General features: G+C 71.8%; 15 protein-coding genes. 9 read left to right on the top strand and 6 right to left on the bottom strand.

What is annotated here, in order from left to right; translation table 11 throughout:
* Window positions 1-4: 4 nt before the first annotated feature.
* Genes O7627_RS09770 through O7627_RS09780 form a run of 3 tightly spaced genes read right to left on the bottom strand, consistent with a single transcriptional unit; the run spans window position 5 to window position 3,202 of the window.
* Window positions 5-751, bottom strand: coding sequence for a hypothetical protein (locus tag O7627_RS09770; protein ID WP_278093171.1), 747 nt, complete (start codon window positions 749-751; stop codon window positions 5-7).
* Complete coding sequence (locus O7627_RS09775; protein WP_278093172.1) at window positions 729-2,378, bottom strand: pyridoxal phosphate-dependent aminotransferase; 1,650 nt, start codon at window positions 2,376-2,378, stop codon at window positions 729-731. The genes O7627_RS09770 and O7627_RS09775 overlap by 23 nt, the downstream gene beginning before the upstream one ends.
* Window positions 2,375-3,202 carry a TauD/TfdA family dioxygenase gene (locus O7627_RS09780; protein ID WP_278093173.1) on the bottom strand — a complete coding sequence of 276 codons (828 nt, stop codon included), beginning with the start codon at window positions 3,200-3,202 and terminating at the stop codon, window positions 2,375-2,377. The genes O7627_RS09775 and O7627_RS09780 overlap by 4 nt, the downstream gene beginning before the upstream one ends.
* A 130-nt stretch (window positions 3,203-3,332) precedes the next feature.
* On the opposite strand from O7627_RS09780, the gene O7627_RS09785 reads away from it, so the two are divergent.
* The 4 genes from O7627_RS09785 to O7627_RS09800 all read left to right on the top strand — a co-directional run bounded on the left by O7627_RS09785 (window position 3,333) and on the right by O7627_RS09800 (window position 6,925).
* Window positions 3,333-4,148 carry a BtpA/SgcQ family protein gene (locus O7627_RS09785; protein WP_278093174.1) on the top strand — a complete coding sequence of 272 codons (816 nt, stop codon included), beginning with the start codon at window positions 3,333-3,335 and terminating at the stop codon, window positions 4,146-4,148.
* Window positions 4,141-5,118 carry an SIS domain-containing protein gene (locus O7627_RS09790; protein WP_278093175.1) on the top strand — a complete coding sequence of 326 codons (978 nt, stop codon included), beginning with the start codon at window positions 4,141-4,143 and terminating at the stop codon, window positions 5,116-5,118. Before O7627_RS09785 ends, O7627_RS09790 begins: the two co-directional genes overlap by 8 nt.
* Window positions 5,119-5,189: 71 nt before the next feature.
* Entirely contained in the window at window positions 5,190-5,432 is a 243-nt protein-coding gene (locus tag O7627_RS09795) for an acyl carrier protein (RefSeq protein WP_278093176.1), read from the top strand.
* Entirely contained in the window at window positions 5,429-6,925 is a 1,497-nt protein-coding gene (locus O7627_RS09800; protein ID WP_278093177.1) for a class I adenylate-forming enzyme family protein, read from the top strand. The genes O7627_RS09795 and O7627_RS09800 overlap by 4 nt, the downstream gene beginning before the upstream one ends.
* Before the next feature lie 42 nt (window positions 6,926-6,967).
* On the opposite strand, the gene O7627_RS09805 is transcribed toward O7627_RS09800, so the two are convergent.
* Complete coding sequence (locus O7627_RS09805; RefSeq protein ID WP_278093178.1) at window positions 6,968-7,459, bottom strand: GNAT family N-acetyltransferase; 492 nt, start codon at window positions 7,457-7,459, stop codon at window positions 6,968-6,970.
* A gap of 101 nt (window positions 7,460-7,560) precedes the next feature.
* Here O7627_RS09805 and O7627_RS09810 point away from each other — a divergent pair, with 101 nt between their 5' ends.
* Window positions 7,561-8,523, top strand: coding sequence for an LLM class flavin-dependent oxidoreductase (locus O7627_RS09810; protein ID WP_278093179.1), 963 nt, complete (start codon window positions 7,561-7,563; stop codon window positions 8,521-8,523).
* Here the strand turns inward: O7627_RS09810 and O7627_RS09815 are convergent.
* Together O7627_RS09815 and leuS are read right to left on the bottom strand one after the other, a co-directional pair.
* On the bottom strand, window positions 8,499-9,500 hold the full coding sequence (locus tag O7627_RS09815; RefSeq protein ID WP_278093180.1) for an aldose epimerase family protein: 1,002 nt from the start codon (window positions 9,498-9,500) through the stop codon (window positions 8,499-8,501). The genes O7627_RS09810 and O7627_RS09815 overlap by 25 nt on opposite strands.
* A 29-nt stretch (window positions 9,501-9,529) precedes the next feature.
* Window positions 9,530-12,013 carry a leucine--tRNA ligase gene (gene leuS, locus O7627_RS09820; protein WP_278093181.1) on the bottom strand — a complete coding sequence of 828 codons (2,484 nt, stop codon included), beginning with the start codon at window positions 12,011-12,013 and terminating at the stop codon, window positions 9,530-9,532.
* A gap of 255 nt (window positions 12,014-12,268) precedes the next feature.
* Here leuS and O7627_RS09825 point away from each other — a divergent pair, with 255 nt between their 5' ends.
* From O7627_RS09825 to ispG, 4 genes are all read left to right on the top strand, one after another.
* Window positions 12,269-14,827 (top strand): class I tRNA ligase family protein, encoded by a 2,559-nt coding sequence (locus O7627_RS09825; RefSeq protein ID WP_278093182.1) that lies wholly within the window; start codon window positions 12,269-12,271, stop codon window positions 14,825-14,827.
* A gap of 93 nt (window positions 14,828-14,920) precedes the next feature.
* Complete coding sequence (dxr, locus tag O7627_RS09830) at window positions 14,921-16,144, top strand: 1-deoxy-D-xylulose-5-phosphate reductoisomerase (RefSeq protein WP_278093183.1); 1,224 nt, start codon at window positions 14,921-14,923, stop codon at window positions 16,142-16,144.
* Window positions 16,144-17,391: a M50 family metallopeptidase gene (locus O7627_RS09835; protein ID WP_278093184.1), complete on the top strand. Its 1,248-nt coding sequence runs from the start codon at window positions 16,144-16,146 to the stop codon at window positions 17,389-17,391. Before dxr ends, O7627_RS09835 begins: the two co-directional genes overlap by 1 nt.
* 7 nt (window positions 17,392-17,398) lie before the next feature.
* Complete coding sequence (gene ispG, locus O7627_RS09840) at window positions 17,399-18,568, top strand: flavodoxin-dependent (E)-4-hydroxy-3-methylbut-2-enyl-diphosphate synthase (protein ID WP_278093185.1); 1,170 nt, start codon at window positions 17,399-17,401, stop codon at window positions 18,566-18,568.
* The last annotated feature ends 2 nt before the right edge of the window (window positions 18,569-18,570 follow it).

Here is an 18,570-nt window from a genome sequence, read left to right on the forward strand (position 1 = left end):
TGGGCTAGGCCCGTGCCAGGCCCGGAATGACACACGATTCCGAGGGCGGCTGCTCCTGCTCGAGGAATACGGTCTGTGCCATCATGTTGATCTTCCCGATCCGTTCCCGGAAGATCTCGATGGACTCCTCGGGGTGGATGGTGTCGATCACGGCGTTGGGGCCCATGGCGTTGAACTGGTGCGCGGTCCCGCGCGGAATCTGCATGTCGACCCAGGCGCACGGTGGCACGACCAGGTTGTAGCGGGTGGTGGCCGGCTGGGCCGGGTCCGACCGGGGGTGTTCGTCCTCGAACTGGTGCAGCGCCATCGACCCGCCGGGAGCCTTGGCGACGCGCAGCGGCGACAGGGCGGAGACCCGGATCTGGGTGTCGGGGCCGGTCATCATCCGGACGAACCGCATGCCGGTGTGGAAGTGCATCCGGGAGCAGATGTCGCGCTCCTGCACGTCGTAGAAGTCCATCAGGTAGCGGTCGGCGCTGAAGCCGTCGAAGGGTGCGGCCGTCATGAACACGTCGCCCTCCTCGAACACCTGGGCGCGGACGATGCCGTCGGAGTCCCGGCGATGGTTCTCCTGCCGGGCGTGTCCCTGGCTGACCACCGAACTGAGGGTCGAGACGACGCCGAGGGCGGTCTCCTCGGGAAAGATCGCGATCGGGGTGACCACGCAGCGACCGAGATCGGTGAAGCTGGACGGGTCGTGGACTTCGTTCTCAGCCTCGCCGTGGACCTTAAGTCGAGTCGTGTCGGACATGGCTAACCAGACCGTCCCTTCTTGCCCGGGGTGAGCGGATCGCGCCGTTGGTGAGGCCATCGGCCAGGGCGGTGACCCCGTGCCTGATGTCATGCCACGAACGAGCGGTGGTGACGCGTACGACGTCCGAGGAGAGCACCATCGTCAGGATGCCGGGGAAGACCGAGATCTCCTGGCCGTGGAGGAGCCGCCGGAACGTGGTGTAGTCCGAAGGCGACCCCAGGTTGACCGCCAGGTTTATCGAGTAGACCGGATCGAGGGCGTCGACCCCCCGCTCCCAGAGCATGCCCACGCTCGCGCAGCGCAGGTCCCGCAGGTGGGCCGCCCGGGACCGGCGCTGGTCGACGTAGCGGCGGAAGGCGCGCTGGAGGGAGCCCACCGACAGGCCGTAGGAGGTCTCGAACTCGGCCAGCTGGCCCGGACCGACCTGCTCGATCCCGGCGCCCATCCAGTTCTCCATCCGGGCCAGGACCTCGATCATCGTGTAGAAGAAGGAGGAGGGGCCGCCGAACGTGGTCGAGCTGTACTCGTAGAAGTTGTCGACGAAGTCCCGGCTGGCCACCAGCCAGCCGACCTTGAGACCCGGCGCCGACCAGGTCTTGGCCAGGCTACTGATCCGGACCACGCGGGGATCGCCACGGACCGCCGAGGCGCGGGGCTCGGTCCCCGGGTCCTGGCGCAGCCACTCGTGGCACTCGTCCAGGATCACCATCGTGTCGGGACCCGCGGCGTCGAGGAGCCGGGCCAGGTCCCGGTCCGCGACCCCCGCCCCGGTCGGGTTCATCGCCGTCTGCAGCATCACCAGGGGGGTGTCCGGTCGCAGTGCGTCGATGAGCGGCTGCAGGTCCACCCCCGTCCCGGTGACCGGGACCGGGACCAGGCGCACCTCCGAGCGGCGGGCGATGGCCTGCACCAGCGGCGGATAGTTCGGGATCGCGCAGAGCACCGGCGACCGCGCGGCGGAGCCGGCGATCAGGAAGTCGGCGACCGCCCCGATCAGGACCGTGCCGCCCAGCCCGATGCAGACATTGTCGAGGGTGTACTCCACCCCGTCGATGCGGGAGGTTTCGTAACGCGCGATCGCCTCGCGCGAGGCGTCTCTGCCGCGCGAGTCGCTGTAGCCGTACCAGTCGCGGTCCAGGGCGAAGCGGATGCAGTCACGCAGCGCGTCCGGCAGGCCGAAGAGCTCCTCGTCGACGGAGCCGCTGGAGAGGACGACCGTCGAGTCGCTACGCAGCCGTCCGTAGAGGTCGTCGCGGAAGTAGCTGTTGAACAGCTCCTTGACCAGTCCGACGGTGGCCCGGGTGGCCAGCACCTCGGCCGGGGTGACAGACCTTCGCCGGCGACTGCTGCGCCACGCGTCGATCAGGTCCTGCCGGACGGGCACGCCCGCCACCGGGCCGACCTGCTCCTCGACCCGGCCCAGATACAGGCGCAGCAGTTCGCGACTGTCGGTCGGGTCGGCGGCGCGTTCGTAGACCTCGAGGAGGCTGGCGTCCGGAGTCGGATCGAGGCGGGTGCTCCGCCGGCTCATCAGCCGCTTGCGCGCGGCGGCGGCCCGGGCGGCGGCGTCGAGATCGGTGATGGGCGGGTAGTCGCAGTCGGGGAAGAGGGCCGGGCGGCTCACGGGCGGGGATCCTGGATGCGCAGCCGCATCAGGTGGCGGGGTCTGGCCGCCGCCCCACCGGGCGCACGCGACCAGGTGCGGCCGTGGAACCAGCGGGTGTTGTCGATCACCATGAGATCGCGTTCGGACCAGTGCGAGCCGTACGACTGCCCGGAGTCGTAGCAGGCCGTCAGCAGGTCGAGCAGGGCGCGCTCGGTGCGCTCCTGGGGGAAGGGCGACTCCCACAGGTACGCCTCGTCGCCGAGGTCCCGGAACGAGAACCGCTCGGTCTCCTGCCAGGGCACCAGAATGGTGGGGGTTCCGTCGACCCGCGCCTCGCGGGTCTCGCGAAGCACCGCCAGGGTCTGGTCGGCGAGCCGACCCAGGACGGCGGAGAAGGGCACCAGCACGGTCTGGGAGCCCGGATCGTCTCCGGGGTCGACGCAGTACAGCGCGATGAACCGGGGCTGCCGCCCGGCCGGTCGCCGGCTCCCCTCGGTGTGCAGCAGCAGCTCACGAGGCTCGAACGGCGCGTGCTCGACGCGGCCGGAGAGGGTCTCCTGACGCAGGTGGAGCACGACACCGTCCTCGACGAACGGCTGGACGGCGGGGTCGTTCTCGACCATGAGCTCGCCGAGACGCCTGCCCAGGTCCACGAAGTCGGCGGGATCGAGGGCCTGCTCGAACCGGACCAGGCCCAGGCCGTACTGCCGAAGCTGGTGTCGCAGCGCGGTCTCCGCCGCGTCGATCGAGGTGGCGTGATGGGGCGCGAGGGCCGGTGCGGCCAGCCGCCCGGACGGGCGCAGAACCGGATCGCGGACCGGATCCAGGACATGATCATCCACAGTAAAGGCGAACAGCACAGACTTCCCCCGATCACTGTCTGCCGTCAGCGTCGGTAGTATGCCTGATGCCGTGGGGGTGTCAAGCGGTCTGTCGGAGACCGCGCAGCCGGCCGCGAGGCGGGGGTAGGTAGTGAGCGGCAAGCGACAGGACGACCTGGTGCTCTACGGTCTGGTCCACCTTCCACCGCTGCCCGGCACGCCGTTCCACAAGGGAGACTCCGTCCGGCAGCTCACCGAGCAGGCGTTCCGCTCGGTGGCGGCGCTGGTCGCCGGAGGCGCCGACGGCGTGCTCCTGCAGACCTCCGACGGCGTCCACCCCGCCGCCGACTCGGCGGACGAGGCGCGGGTGGCCGCCATGGCGCTGCTGACCGGATCGGTCGTGGAGCGGGTACCGGACACCTTCAGCGTCGGTGTGCAGATCATGCGGAACGCCGTCTCGGCCTCGCTCGCGGTCGCCAAGATCGCGGGCGCCAGGTTCATCCGGGCGAGCGCGCTGGTCGGGGTCACCGCGTCCGCGCAGGGCTGGGTGCAGCCGGACGCGTACGCGATCATGACCAACCGCAAGCGACTCGACGCCTGGGACGTCGAGATCCTGGCCGACGTCGAGACGGTCCACTTCAGCTGGTACGGGTCGACCGCCGGCACCGACGAGGTGGCGCGGCGGGCCATCGTGGCCGGTGCCGATGCGGTCTGCGTCGGCGTGCCCGACACCGACCGGACCCGGGCGACGCTGGAGCTCGTCCGGGAGCGGGCCCCGGACATTCCGGTCGTGCTGGCCGGCCACTGCACCGACGAGAATGCGCCCCGCCTGCTACCGCTCGTCGATCGTGCCTTCGTGTCCCGGGCCTTCACGGACCGTTCCTGGTACGGCGAGATGAGCGCGGAGCGGGTCAGGAGCTTCGTCGATCGTGCGCGGAGTCTGCCGCGGAGTCTGCGCCATGGCTGAGTACGACCTGGCGGAGGTTGCCCGGCAACGTCACCTGCTCGCCGACGACGTGCGGACCGTGCTGGCGCAGACGACGCCGGGGTGGGGCGCCGTGCTGGCCGGTCCGCCGCCCCGCAGCGTGCTCGTGGTGGGCAGCGGCGACTCGTGGGCCGCCGGGCACGCGGCGTCGATCGCGCTCGCCGACGCCGGGGTGCTGGTGCGGACCGAGACCCCGACCGCGGTGCTCAGCCGCCGGTCGGCCGAGTTCGCGGACGTCCGGCTCGCGGTGGTCGTCTCGGCGTCCGGGGGGAACGCGGCGGCGGTCGCCGTCGCGCAGCGGCTGCGCCGGCTCGGGCTGCCGGTCGTGGCGGTGACGGGTGACCCGGCGAGTCCGTTGGCGCGGGCCGCCGAACACACCGTCGGGTGGCGGCTGGCCGGGCTGGCACCCTGCCCCGGTGTCCGGACCTACCAGGCCAGCCTGCTGACCCTGATGGCGCTGGTGCCGGGCCTGGCGGCGGACGGCGGGGCCGCGCTCGCCGCCACTGTCGAGCGGTCCTACGGGGCGCACGACGAGCTGGTGCGGGAGCTGCTGCCCGGCATCCTCGACCGGCGGGGGTCGGGCGTCCCGGTGTTCGCGGCGCTGGGCGCGCATCTCGGATCCGCCCGGTACGCGGCGGCGAAGGTGGTCGAGACCGCGGGGATTCCGGCGCGGGCCGAGGACCTGGAGGAGTGGTGGCATGTCGCGCGCTTCGCCGAGCCGCCGGGCAGCCCGCTGATCGTGCTGGACCTCCCCGCCGGCGCCGCCGAGGCGGGCGCCGACCTGGTGGCCCGGGCGCGAGCGGGGGGTGGACGCACGGTCGTGACGCTGACCTCGGCCGGCGCGGCCGGCGTGCCGGAACCGTGGTGGCCGCTGTGGCACCTCGGGTTCGGCGTCGATCTGGGGTACGCCCTGGCGCGGCATCGCGGCGTGCGACCGTTCGCGGCCCGGTGACGGCCGGAGCCGGCGGCCGGGTCTTGCTAATCTGCCGGGGTACCGGTCGCCTCGGGGGAGGAACGAGCACAGTGGCGGATGAAGCGGTCGAGTCGCAGGTTCGCGCGATCCTGTCCGAGGTCTCCCAGGGCCGCGAGGTACCCGACCGCGACGAGCCCCTCACCGACCTCGGCTTCGACTCACTCACCAAGGTGGAGGCGATCGCCCGGATCGAGCAGGGGTTCGGCATCCGGTTCGGCGAGGCCGACATCAGCGGTACGAACTTCAACACCCTCGGGACCATCGTCCAGCTGGTGCAGAGGCGCCTTCCTTGACCGGGCCGGCGGCGCCCGGGCGGCCGCGAAATCTCGGCTCGGCGTTCGCGGCGCGGGCGGCGGCGACACCGGCGGCGCCGTACGTCAGCACGGTCGACGCGGACGGTGAGCTGGCGACCCTGACCTTCGGGCAGGCGTGGCTGGCGGGCCTGGACCTGGCCGCCCGGCTCGCGCACGCCCACGGGGTGCGGCCGGGGGGACTGGTCGCCATCGTCCCCACCAGCGGTCTGGCCAGCGTGCTGACGATGTGGGGAGGCATCCTGGCCGGCGCCGGGGTGCTTATGCTCGACCCGGCCTGGTCGCCGCGGCAGCGCACCGAGATCGCCGCGAGGTACGGCGCCGTGCTGATCGAGGGCGAGGTGTCGCCCGACGGGCCGGCGGTGGTGAGCGGCCCACCCGCGGCGGTCTCCGCCGGGCAGACGGCGCTGGTCTTCAACACGTCCGGTTCGACGGGCATCCCGAAGGCGGTGGCGCTGTCCCACTCGGCGGTGCTCGCGAACGCCCACTCGTTCCGGTCGCACCACGGACTCGATTCCGGCACCAGGATCCTGACGCCGCTCCCGCTGCACCACTCGAACGCCGTCAACACCTGCCTGATCAGCCCGCTGGTGTCGGGTGGGCACTCGGTGCTCGTCCCGCCGTCGTCCCTGCTCGACCTGCCGCGGTGGATCGCCCGGGTGGAGCCGACCATCATCAGCGCGGTGCCGAGCGTCCTCGACGCGCTGCTCACGATCTGGCGTGGCGGTGCGCTGCCGGCATCGGTGCGCTACGCCCTGTCGGCGGCGGCGCCGCTGTCCCGGGCCACCGCCGAGGGCCTGTTCGACCGGCTGGACCTGCGGGTGGTGCAGGCGTACGGGCTGAGCGAGACGGTCAACTTCAGCACCACCATGCCGGTCGGGCTGGAGCCGGGGCGGTACCGCGCCCTGATGCTCGACCTGCCGGTCCCCAGTGTCGGCCTCGCCATCCCCGACGTCACGCTGACGGTCTGTGACCCGGACGGATCGCCCGTCGCGCCAGGGCAGGTGGGCGAGGTGCGGATCTCCGGCCCGGCCCTGATGTCGGGGTACCTCGACAGCCCGGAAGCGACGGCGGCCGTGCTTCGCGACGGTGTCTTCCGGACCGGGGATCTGGGCTACCTGCGGGACGAGCCCGGCGTCGGGGCGCTGCTGTATCTGACCGGGCGGCTCAAGAACGTGGCGAAGGTGCGCGGCGAGCAGGTCTCCTGTGAAGAGGTGGAACACATCCTCCGGACCATGCCGGAGGTGGCCGACGCGGGCTGTGTCATCGTTCCGGACGCCCGGGACGGCGAACGGCTGGTCGCCGGGGTGGTGTTCCGGGGCGACGGCGGTGCCGAGGCGGTCGCCGCCCAGCTGCGGGCCGGGTGGCCGGAGCGGATGATGCCCCGCCGGATCGTCACGGTGGACGCCGTGCCGCGCACCAGCACCGGAAAGCTGCGCCGCGACGAACTCCGCGCCGTCATCGACGGGTCCTGAGTGCACCCGCACCGGCCGGGGCGCGGCGGTGCGGCTCGGGGGTTACAGGGCTCGGCTGAGCAGGATCGCGCTGGTCGGCGGCCGCCCGATCTCGGGTCCGTAGCGGTGGAAGCCGAGCGCGTGGAGAACCCGCACCGCACCCTCGTCGCGCGGATTCGTCTCGCAGCGCATAGCGGTGCCGCCGTCGGACTGCGCGATCTCGAGCGCCTTCCTGATGGTGCGCATGGAGAGCAGGCTGCCCGTGCCGTGCCGGTCCGGCGCGACGGCGAGCCGGCGCATGTAGCGGGGGGAGTCGGTGGCGGGAAAGTGCGCGAGCAGGGCGGCGTCACCGCTCCACTCGGTCGACACGGTGATCATGGCGACGTCCTGGTCGTCCTCCCGGAGGACCCAGACCCAGCCGGCCGCGACGGCCCGCTCGGTGCTGCGCATCGACCGTTTCGGCGGGTCCGTCGAGTCGCCGGCGCTCGCGCGGTCGGACGCCTCCAGCAGCCGGTGCACGCGGGTCGGGTCGGACGCCTGGTACCACTGGCCCATGGGCGGAGTCTAGGAGCCGCTCGCGCCGGCACACCGGCCGGCCTCGCGGCGGGCGGGTCCGGTACCGTCCCGGTGGCATCCGTTGGGGGAGGACATCGATCGTGAGCGCCTATCCGGTCCGAGTGGGCGTCCATTCCGGACAACAGTACGCCACGTTCGGCGCGATCCAGTCCCTCTGGGAGACCGTCGAGGACGCGGGCTTGGACTGGGTGTCGCTCTTCGACCACTACCGGCCGGTCCTGGGCGACGTGGACGACCCCTGCCTGGACGGCCTGACCACGCTGGCCGCGCTGGCCGCCCACACGCGCCGGGTCCGGTGCGCCCTCATGGTGGCGGCGCCGGCCTGGCGGCACCCCGCGCTGCTCGCGTACTCCATCGCCACCATCGACCAGATCTCGAACGGACGCGCCGAGCTGGGCCTCGGTGCCGGCGGCGGGGACCGCGGCTACCAGCAGTTCGGCATCGACCGGCCGCCCGCCGGTGAGCGGCACGACATTCTCGACGAGTACTGCGCGGTGGTGACCGGCCTGCTGCGTGAGCCGTCGTTCTCCTTTTCCGGACGCTATTACCGGCTGCGGGACGCGCACGTGAGCCCCCGGCCGGCGCGGCCCGTGCCCCTGACCATCGGCGCCACCGGCGAGCGCCGGGGGCTGCGCGCGGTGGCCCGGTGGGCGGACACCTGGAACACCATCGTGCTCCCGGAACCGGTCTATGCTCGCAAGCGCGACGTGCTTGACCGTTGGTGCGTCGCGCGGGAGCGTGATCCGGCCGCGATCCGTCGCTCGATGACGTTCCGCACGGTGCTCTCGTCGGCACCGTCGCGGACCCGGACGCGTCGGGACGCCTACCGCGCGGCTCTCGGCCCGGAGCACCCTGACCTGGCCGAGCAGCTTGACGCGGACAGCCCTGCGCACCTGCTCGACGTGCTCGGACGCTACCGGGCGCTCGGCGTCACCGACTTCCTCCTCGCCCTGCGCCCCCCGCTGGACCTGGAGACGTTGGAGGTCTTCGCCACCGAGGTCGTCCCCGCCCTGCGGGCTCAGCCGGCGGTGCGGAACTCGTAGCCGACCCGGTGCCGGTAGGTCCCACCCGGGTCGAGGCGGGCGGACGGGAAGTCCGGCCGGTTCGGTGCGTCCGGCCAGGCGCTGGTCTGCAGACACAACCCGGCCCGCCGGCGCCCGGGATAGCCGTCGGCCGAATACACCCCCAGGCCGGACTGATCCGTGAACACCCGCATCGACCGTCCGCTCGCCTCGTCGGCCAGCTCAGCGGCCCAGTCCGGGCCGTCGAGCACGAAGAAGTTGTCGATCCGCTGGCCGGCGATCGGCCGTGGCCGGCGGAAGTCGAGCGGCGAGCCGGTGATGTCCCGTGGTGGGCCGGCCACCGGGATGGCCTCGTCGTCGAACATGACCGACCGGGACGAGTTGAGCCGCAGCACCTGCCGGTCGATGGTGCCGCCCGCGGCGAGGTTCCAGAACGCGTGGTTGGTGAAGCCGACGACGGTGCTGGCCGTGGTGGTTGCCCCGAAGTCGATCGTCAACCGGCGCTCGGGGCTCAGCCGGTAGACCGTCCAGCCGGTGAGCTCGCCGGGGTAGCCCTGGTCGCCGTCCGGGCTGATCAGCCGCATCCGGACGACCAGGTCGTCGCCGTCGCGGCCGGCTTCGGCCGTCCAGACCCGGCGGTCGAAACCGTCGGGGCCGCCGTGCAGATGATGCCGGCCGTCGTTGCGGTCCAACTGGTGGGTGACCCCGTCGAGCGTGAGTCGCCCGTCGGCGACGCACCGGCAGTATCTGCCCATGGTGCAGCCGAGGTAGGCGTTCAGCGCGCGGTCCTCGTACTGTGCCAGCTCCCCGAGGCGCAGGACGACGTTCCCCGGCACCCCGGCGCGGTCGGGCACGAGAACCTCGACGAGCGTTGCTCCGTACGTCCAGACGGTGATGCCGAATCCGTCGTCGGTGGCGAGCGTGTACGCCTCGACCGCCGTGGCGGGTTGCCAACGGGAACCCGCCGTCCGGCCGATCGTCTCCCGGCGCAGCCTCATCAGCGAGCCTCGGTCAACCGCCGGTGTCCTCAGTCCTTGTCGGGCACGATGTTGACGAGCCGGGGAGCCCGCACAATGATCTTGCGAATCCCGGCGCCGTTCAACGCCCGCTCGACCGCCGGTGAGGCGAGGGCGAGTTCGCGGAGCGTCTCCTCGGTGGCGTCCACCGCCACGTCGAACCGGTCCCGCAACTTGCCCGCCACCTGGACGATGCAGGTCACGGTCTCTTCCACCAGCAGATCCGGGTCAACCGTCGGCCAGCCGGACTCGGACACCGAGGCGGGGTGGCCGAGCAGTTGCCAACCCTCCTCGGCGGTGAAGGGCGCGATCACCGAGACGATGCGGACCAGCGCCTCGGCGCCCTCCCGGACCGCCGGGTCGGCCGCGCCGGCCCCCGAGTCGATCGCCTTGCGCAGCAGCGACGTCAACTCCATCATGCGGGCCACCGCGACGTTCAGCCGCTTCTCCGTCATGAGCTTGGTGGTCTCGTCGACCAGGCGGTGCACCTGCTTGCGCAGTGCCGGGTCGCCCTTGGCGACGTCCGCGCCGATGGTGCCTGGATCGACGTCGCCGGCCAGCCGGGCGACCCGGGCCAGCCACTTCATCGAGCCCGAGGGCGACACGTCCGCCCAGTCGATGTCGTCCTCCGGCGGCCCGGCGAAGATCATTGTGGTACGCACCGCGTCGGGGCCGTACAGGGCGAGCTGTTCCTGCAGGTTCACCAGGTTGCCCAGGGTCTTGCTCATGGACCGGCCACCCATCAGCACCTGGCCCTGATTGGTGAGCCGGCGGAAGGGCTCCGTGAACGGCAGGTGGCCCATGTCGTGCAGCGCCTTGGTGAAGAAGCGGGCGTACATGAGGTGGCCCGTCGCGTGTTCCTTGCCGCCGATGTACTCGTCCACCGGAAGCCAGCGCGCGATCCCGGCCGGGTCGAACGGGCCGTCGGCGTAGTGCGGGTTGGGGTAGCGCAGGAAGTACCAGGACGAGTCGACGAAGGTGTCCATGGTGTCGGTGTCCCGCTGGGCGTCACCGCCGCAGCGCGGGCACGGCACGTTCAGCCACTCGGTGGCGGTGGCCAGCGGAGGCTCCCCGTTCGTCGGCCGCAGTGTGTAGCCCGACTCCGGGAGCAGCACCGGCAGCTCCTCGTCGGGCACCGGCACCTCGCCGCAGGACGGGCAGTGCACGACGGGGATGGGGGTGCCCCAATACCGCTGGCGGGAGAGCAGCCAGTCGCGGAGCCGGAAGGTGACCGCCTCCTCGCCCTTGCCGTCGGCGGACAGATCGGCGGTGATGGCCTGGATCGCCTCGGCTTTGGCCAGTCCGCTGTAACGGCCGGACGCCATGAGCACGCCGTCGCCGCTGGTCGCCACCCCGGTCTTCGCCGGGTCGTCCTCGCCGGTGTCGACCACGGCACGGATCGGCAGGTCGTGTGCCTTGGCGAAGTCCAGATCGCGTTGGTCGTGCGCCGGCACGGCCATGATCGCGCCGGTGCCGTACTCGGCCAGGACGTAGTCGGCCGCGTACACCGGCAGCCGCTCGCCGTTGACCGGGTTGATGACGTGGCGGCCCAGGAAGACCCCGGTCTTCGGCCGCTCCGTCGACAGTCGGTCGATCTCGGAGGTAGCCGCCACCGCGCTGCGGTACTCCTCGAAGCTGGCCCGGTGCTCGTCGGTGACCAGCCGCTCCGCCAGCGCCGCGTCCGCCGCCACCACGAAGAACGTCGCTCCGAAGAGGGTGTCCGGTCGGGTGGTGAAGACCCGGACCGCCTCGTCGAGGCCCTCGACGGAGAAGTCGACGTACGCCCCGGTGGAGCGGCCGATCCAGTTGCGCTGCATCGCGAGAACGTCGTCCGGCCAGTTGCCCTCGAGCTTGTCCATGTCGTCGAGCAGGCGCTGCGCGTAGGCGGTGACCCGGAAGAACCACTGGGTCAGGTTGCGTCGCACCACCTCGGTGCCGCACCGCTCGCAGCGACCCTGCAGCACCTGCTCGTTGGCGAGGACCGTCTGGTCCTTCGGGCACCAGTTGACCGGTGCGGCCTTGCGGTAGGCGAGCCCCTTCTCCAGGAACCGCAGGAAGATCCACTGGTTCCACCGGTAGTACTCGGGGTCCGAGGTGTGCAGGCGGGTGCGCCAGTCGAAGGAGATCCCCAGCCGCCGGAACGACTCGGCCTGGGTCGCGATGTTCGCGTACGTCCAGTCGCGCGGATCGAGATCGCGCTTGAGGGCGGCGTTCTCGGCGGGCAGGCCGAACGAGTCCCAGCCGATCGGATTCAGCACATTGTCGCCGCGCATTCGCGCGAAACGCGCGATGGCGTCCGAGATCGGATACACCTCGCCGTGACCCATGTGCAGGTCGCCGGAGGGATAGGGAAACATGGAGACGACATAGGTGCGCGGCTGCTCGGAGTCGATCTCCTCGGTCAGGCCGCGCGCCTCGTACGTTTGACGCTCCTGCCAGATGCGCATCCACTTCTCGGTCAGCGCATGCGGGCGGTACGTTTCCTGCTTGTCCATGTTTCGCCTCATCGGCCGCTGTTTGACAATGTGCGGATCCCGCAGCGATCTTGCGGGCCGCCGTTCAGGATACCCGTGTGACCGCGCGGGGATGGGACGCGGCCCCGGCCTCGGCGGCGCCGGTGGAGCGGCCCGGCCGATCGCGACTATTGCGACAAACCGCCCACTCGGCGGCGTGCTCGCCGCCTTGCCCGGCGACTCGGCCCTCGCGTAGGGTCTGCGGCCGGACGCCGACCGACCACAGAGGTATCCCAGATGACCAACGCGGGGCCAGTCGGCGACCGTCGACGCCGGGACCCGTCCGCCGCCGAGGCCCGCTGGGCGCGGGAATGGCAGACAGCGGGCCTGTTCACCGCCGACCCGCACAGCGAACGTCCCCGGTTCGCCATGGTGCTGCCGCCACCGAGCCTGAACGCCGTCCTGCACCTGGGCCACGCCCTGCAGATCTCCGTACAGGACGTACTCGCGCGCTATCGCCGGATGGCGGGTTACGAGGTCCTGTGGCTGCCGGGCACCGACCACGCCGCGATCAGCACCCAACGGGCGATCGAGCAGGACCTGCAGCGCCAGGGCCGCTCGCGCGAGCAGATCGGCCGTGCGGCATTCCGGGTCGTCAGTGAGCAGTGGTTCGACAGCATGGCCGGCCGGATTCTCGACCAGGCGGTCGCCATCGGGGCCTCCGTCGACCTGACCCGCCAGCGGTTCACGATGGACGCCGCCTACCAGGCGGCGGTGCGCCGGGCGTTCGTCCAGCTCTGGGAGAAGGGCTTCATCTTCCGCGCCCCGCGTGTGATCAACTACTGCCCCTCCTGCCGGGCGGTGCTCTCGGACATGGAGGTCGCACCGGGCCCGGCGCGGGCGACCGGGTTCCGGCTGCGCCTCGAGGTGGCCGGTGACCGGCCGCCGGTGCCCACCACCGCCATCCTTCGGCGCCCCGAACACCTGCTGGCGGTTACCGCGGTGGGGGTCGGCCCCGATCACCCGGCGTTCGCCGAGCTGGTCGGCGGCCAGGTCGAGCTGCCGGTGAGCGGGCGCACCGTGCCGGTGGTGGCGTATCCGCCGGCCGGCGCGGAACCGGTCCTGCTGGTGCCCGCCCACGACGCCGACCACCTCGACTTCGCCCGGGACGGCCGGATCGAGGTCCGGACGGTGGTCAGGCCCGACCGGCTGGTGCACTGCCCGGACCTGCCGGCGTTCCACGGCCGGCCGGTCACGGTGGTGGCCGAGGAACTGGCGAAGCGGTTGACCGACGCGGGCGCGATCGGCGATCACCCCGTGCCGGCCAGGGCCGCCGGCGAGTGCGACCGGTGTGGCGAGACAGTGGACCAGTTCGCGATCGATCAGTGGTTCGTCCGGATGGCGGAGCTCTGCAAGCCCGCGTTGGCCGCGGCGGCGGACGGGCTGCCCCGGTGGCGCACCGACGGACACGAGCAGCGCTATCTCGACTGGCTCACCGAACAGCGGGACTGGTGTATCAGTCGGCAACTGTGGCTGGGCCATCGCATCCCGGTCTACACGTGCGACCAGGATCATGTGTTCGCCACCGTGGCCGAGCCGGAGCGTTGCCCCCGGTGCGGAAGCGACCGGCTCGGCCAGGACCCCGACGTGCTGGACACCTGGTTCTCCTCCGCGTTGTGGCCGTTCGCCACGCTCGGCTGGCCGGACGAGACACCGGAGTTGCGTGCCTTCTTCCCACTCGACGCGTGGATCTTCTCCCGCGAGGTGATCGGCCTGGCCCTGGTGCGTACCGTCGCGGTGTCGTTGGAGCTGACCGGTCGGGTGCCGTTCCGGAACATCGTCATCAGCGGCCTCGTCCAGTCGGTCGACGGGGTCAAGATGAGTACCGCCAAAGGGAATTCCGTCGCGCCCGAATACGTAATCGGCCGGTACGGTGCCGACGCCCTGCGGGCATGGGCGGCCGAGGTGGCGCTGACCGGCCAGGACGTACGCTTCGACGAGGCGCGGATCCGCCGCTTCCATCGCCTGGTGAAAACCCTCACCGAACGCTGCGCGGCGGTGTTCGAGCGCCGCTGCCCCGAGCGGCGGGAATTGTCGCTTGTCGATCGCTGGATGCTGATCCGGCTCGACGAGGTGACGCGGACCGTCACCGGGGCGATGGAAGCCTACGACTTCCGCCTCGCCATCCGGCAACTGGACGAGTTCGTCTCCAACGATCTGAACGGGTTCTACCTGCTGCCGTCGGCGTCGGGCACCGTACCGGCGGCGTCGGCGCGGATCGCCCGGGACGTCGTCGGCCGGCTACTTCGGCTGCTGCATCCGTTCCTGCCGTTTGCCACCGAGGAGCTGTGGGAGCGGCTGGGGGACGAGCCGGGGCTGCTCGCCGGCGCGAGTTGGCCGGTGCCGTCCGGCGCCGGGCCGGACCCGGAAGCCGGCCGGCAGGTGGCGGCCGTCCGGTCGGTGCTCAAGGAACTGCGCCGCCTGCGCACCGACTTCGGCGTCGCTCCCGGCGACGGCGGTGACCTGCATCTCGGCGGCTTCCTGACCGGCGAGCCGGCCGAGCTGCTGGCCGAGCTCGCCGGCGTGCGACTCGTGCCGGAACCGGCGCCGGGCGCGGTGGCGCTCGCCGGCAGCCCGGTCTCCGTCCGGTTCGACGCGGCCGGGGTGGCCGCCGACACCCGGCGCTCCGAACGGCACCGGCTCCGCAAACAGCGGCACCGGCTGCGCGCCAGGATGGCCGACGAGGCGTTCCTGGCGAAGGCGCCAGCGGAGGTGGTCTCCCGGCTGCGGAAGGAACTCGCGGAGATCGAGGCCGCACTGGACCGCATCGACGAGAACCCGACCGGTGGGCACTAGCCTCGATGGGCACCAGCCCCGAGCCGACCGCCGCCGACCGGACCGCAGCCGGGGTCGGCGGCGGCGGCCGGACGGGTCGGGGAGAATGGCCGGGTGAGCGCTCCCCGGGACATCGTGCTGCTCGGCTCCACCGGCTCCATCGGCACCCAGGCCATCGACATCGTCCGCCGCAACCCGGACCGGTTCCGGGTGGTGGCGCTCGGCGCCGGCGGCGGCAACGTGGCCGAGCTGGCCGGGCAGGCGCTTGAGCTGGGGGTGGAGGCGGTCGGGGTCGCGAAGGCGTCGGCCGCGCAGGACCTGCAGCTCGCCTTCTACGCGGAGGCGGCGAAGCGGGGGTACCCGACCGGCGGGTTCCGGATTCCCAAGATCCTCGCCGGGCCGACGGCAATGGCCGAGCTGGCCGAATGGCCGTGCGACGTCGTACTCAACGGGGTGGTCGGCTCGCTCGGGCTGCCGCCGACGCTGGCGGCGCTGCGCGCCGGACGTACCCTCGCCCTGGCCAACAAGGAGTCGCTGGTGGCCGGCGGCCCCCTGGTCAAGGCCGCGATGACGCGGCCGGGGCAGATCGTGCCGGTGGACTCCGAACACTCGGCGCTGGCCCAGTGCCTGCGGGCCGGCTCCCGGCCGGAGGTGCGGCGGCTGGTGCTGACCGCCAGCGGTGGCCCGTTCCGGGGCCGGCGGCGGGCGGAGTTGACCGCCGTCACACCGGAGCAGGCCCTGGCCCACCCGACCTGGAAGATGGGCCCGGTCGTCACGATCAACTCGGCGACCCTGGTGAACAAGGCACTGGAAGTGATCGAGGCGCACGAGTTGTTCGCCGTGCCGTATCCCGACATCGAGGTGATGGTCCACCCACAGTCGGTGATCCACTCGATGGTGGAGTTCGTGGACGGGTCGACGATCGCCCAGGCCAGCCCGCCGGACATGCGGCTGCCGATCGCCCTGGCACTGGGCTGGCCGGACCGGGTGCCGCAGGCCGCGACCGGGGTGGACTGGACCGCCGGCCACGACTGGGAGTTCCGGCCGTTGGACGACGCGGCGTTCCCCGCGGTCCGGCTGGCCAAGCAGGCCGGGGCGGCCGGGCGCTGCCGGCCGGCGATCTACAACGCGGCCAACGAGGAGTGCGTGGCCGCCTTCGTGGCGGGTCGGCTACCGTTCCTCGGCATCGTCGACACGCTGGAGCGGGTCCTGGAGGCGGCGCCGGACTTCGACGAACCGGGTACGGTCGAAGATGTGCTGGCGGCCGAATCCTGGGCACGCGGGCACGCGCGGGAGATCATCGGAGCGTCGCAGTCGGCGCCGGTGGAAGGGGCTTGATGCTTTATCTGCTCGGGGTGGTCGCGTTCGCCCTGGCGATCCTCATCTCGGTGAGCCTGCACGAGGCCGGTCACATGCTGACCGCCAAGCGGTTCGGGATGAAGGTCACCCGCTACTTCGTCGGCTTCGGCCCGACGATCTGGTCCTTCAAGCGCGGCGAGACCGAGTACGGTCTCAAGGCGATCCCGTTGGGCGGTTTCTGCAAGATCGTCGGGATGACGCCGCAGGACGACGACGTCGACCCGGCGGACGAGCCGCGGGCGATGTGGCGCTTCCCGCTCTGGAAGCGGACCGTGGTGATGGGTGCCGGCTCGGCCGCGCACTTCATGCTCGCCGTCGTCGCGCTCTGGTTCGGCGCGGTCTTCGTCGGGCTGCCCAACCCGGACTTCCCGGCCTCCGAGGAGCAGGCCCGCCAGGAGCCGGCGGTGATCAGCGTCGGCGAGTGCGTGGTGGTGGAGAACGTCGCCCGCGCCTGCGCCCCGGGCGACCCGGTCAGCCCGGCCATCGCCGCCCAGCTGCGCGACGGGGACCGGATCACGGCGATCGACGGCACGCCCGTCAACACCTGGGGCGACATGCTGGAGGTGGTGCGCGCCACCCCGCCGAAGACAGCGGAGATCGCGTACGTCCGCGACGGCGTCGCCGACACCACGACGGTCGAGCTGGCCGCCGTGAAGCGCCCGCCGCTGGGCCAGACCGACGGCGCCGTGGAGACCGTCTCGGCGATCGGCGTCGGCCTGAACATCCAGAAGCCGGCCATGGTCACCTACGGGCCGATCGACGCGCTCGGCGCCACCGTCGACTACACCGGCAACATGGCGGTCGGCACCTTCGAGGCGATGCAGCGCATCCCGGAGAAGATCCCCGCCCTGTTCGCGGCGATCAGCGGCGCCGAACGCGACATGGACACCCCGATCAGCGTGGTCGGCGCCAGCCGGCTCGGCGGCGAGGCCGTCCAGCACGGGCTCTGGGAGTTCTTTCTGCTGCTGTTCATCTCGCTGAACTTCTTCGTCGGGGTGTTCAACCTGCTGCCGCTGCTGCCGATGGATGGCGGCCACATCGCGATAGCCTGGTTCGAACGCGCCCGGTCGTGGCTCTTCGCCCGGCTCGGCAAGCCCGACCCCGGCCGCGTCGACTACTTCAAACTGATGCCGCTCACGTACGGGGTGCTGCTGATCGGTGGCGCGTTCATGCTGCTGACCGTCACCGCGGACGTGGTCAACCCGATCACACTCTTCTCGAGGTGAGTTGCAAGTGACCGCTGTCAGTCTCGGCATGCCGGCCGTGCCGCCCCCGCCGCTCGCCCCGCGCCGGGCCAGCCGGCAGATCATGGTCGGCTCGGTGCCGGTCGGCGGCGGCGCACCGGTGTCGGTGCAGTCGATGACGACCACGCTTACCGCCGACGTCAACGCCACCCTGCAGCAGATCGCGGAGCTGACCGCCTCCGGCTGCCAGATCGTCCGGGTGGCGGTGCCGTCCCAGGACGACGTGCTGGCGCTGCCGGCGATCGCGAAGAAGTCCCAGATTCCGGTGATCGCCGACATCCATTTCCAGCCCAAGTACGTCTTCGCGGCGATCGACGCCGGCTGCGCGGCGGTCCGGGTCAACCCGGGCAACATCCGCCAGTTCGACGACAAGGTCGCCGAGATCGCCAAGGCGGCCAGCGACGCCGGTACGCCGATCCGGATCGGCGTCAACGCCGGCTCGCTGGACAAGCGGCTGCTGGCCAAGTACGGCCGGGCCACCGCCGAGGCGCTCGTCGAGTCGGCGCTCTGGGAGTGCTCGCTATTCGAGGAGCACGGCTTCCGGGACATCAAAATCTCGGTGAAGCACAACGACCCGGTGGTGATGATCCGCGCCTACCGGCAGCTCGCCGAGCAGTGCGACTACCCGCTGCACCTGGGGGTGACCGAGGCCGGCCCGGCGTTCCAGGGCACGGTCAAGTCGGCGGTGGCGTTCGGCGCCCTGCTGGCCGAGGGGATCGGCGACACCATCCGGGTGTCGCTGTCGGCCCCGCCGGTCGAGGAGATCAAGGTCGGCAACGCGATCCTGGAGTCGCTCGGGCTGCGCGAGCGCGGCCTGGAGATCGTCTCCTGCCCGTCCTGTGGTCGCGCCCAGGTGGACGTCTACACCCTGGCCGAGCAGGTCACCGCCGCGCTGGAGGGCTTCCCGGCGCCGCTGCGGGTGGCCGTGATGGGCTGCGTGGTGAACGGTCCCGGCGAGGCCCGGGAGGCCGACCTCGGGGTGGCCTCCGGCAACGGCAAGGGCCAGATCTTCGTCAAGGGGCAGGTCATCAAGACCGTGCCCGAGTCGCAGATCGTCGAGACCCTGGTCGAGGAGGCGCTGCGGATCGCCGACGAGATGGGCGTCGACCTGCCCGAGGAGCTGCGCGACCTGGTCGGCCCGACCGTCACCGTGCACTGATG

Origin of the sequence: Solwaraspora sp. WMMD1047 (genome assembly GCF_029626155.1) — a bacterium.
Taxonomy (GTDB): domain Bacteria; phylum Actinomycetota; class Actinomycetes; order Mycobacteriales; family Micromonosporaceae; genus WMMD1047.

Coding starts and splice junctions, on each gene's coding strand:
- O7627_RS09825 (WP_278093182.1), top strand. CDS start 12,269: ATGACCAACGCGGGGCCAGTCGGCGACCGTCGACGCCGGGACCCGTCC.
- O7627_RS09770 (WP_278093171.1), bottom strand. CDS start 751: ATGTCCGACACGACTCGACTTAAGGTCCACGGCGAGGCTGAGAACGAA.
- O7627_RS09805 (WP_278093178.1), bottom strand. CDS start 7,459: ATGGGCCAGTGGTACCAGGCGTCCGACCCGACCCGCGTGCACCGGCTG.
- O7627_RS09835 (WP_278093184.1), top strand. CDS start 16,144: ATGCTTTATCTGCTCGGGGTGGTCGCGTTCGCCCTGGCGATCCTCATC.
- leuS (WP_278093181.1), bottom strand. CDS start 12,013: ATGGACAAGCAGGAAACGTACCGCCCGCATGCGCTGACCGAGAAGTGG.
- O7627_RS09815 (WP_278093180.1), bottom strand. CDS start 9,500: ATGAGGCTGCGCCGGGAGACGATCGGCCGGACGGCGGGTTCCCGTTGG.
- O7627_RS09790 (WP_278093175.1), top strand. CDS start 4,141: ATGGCTGAGTACGACCTGGCGGAGGTTGCCCGGCAACGTCACCTGCTC.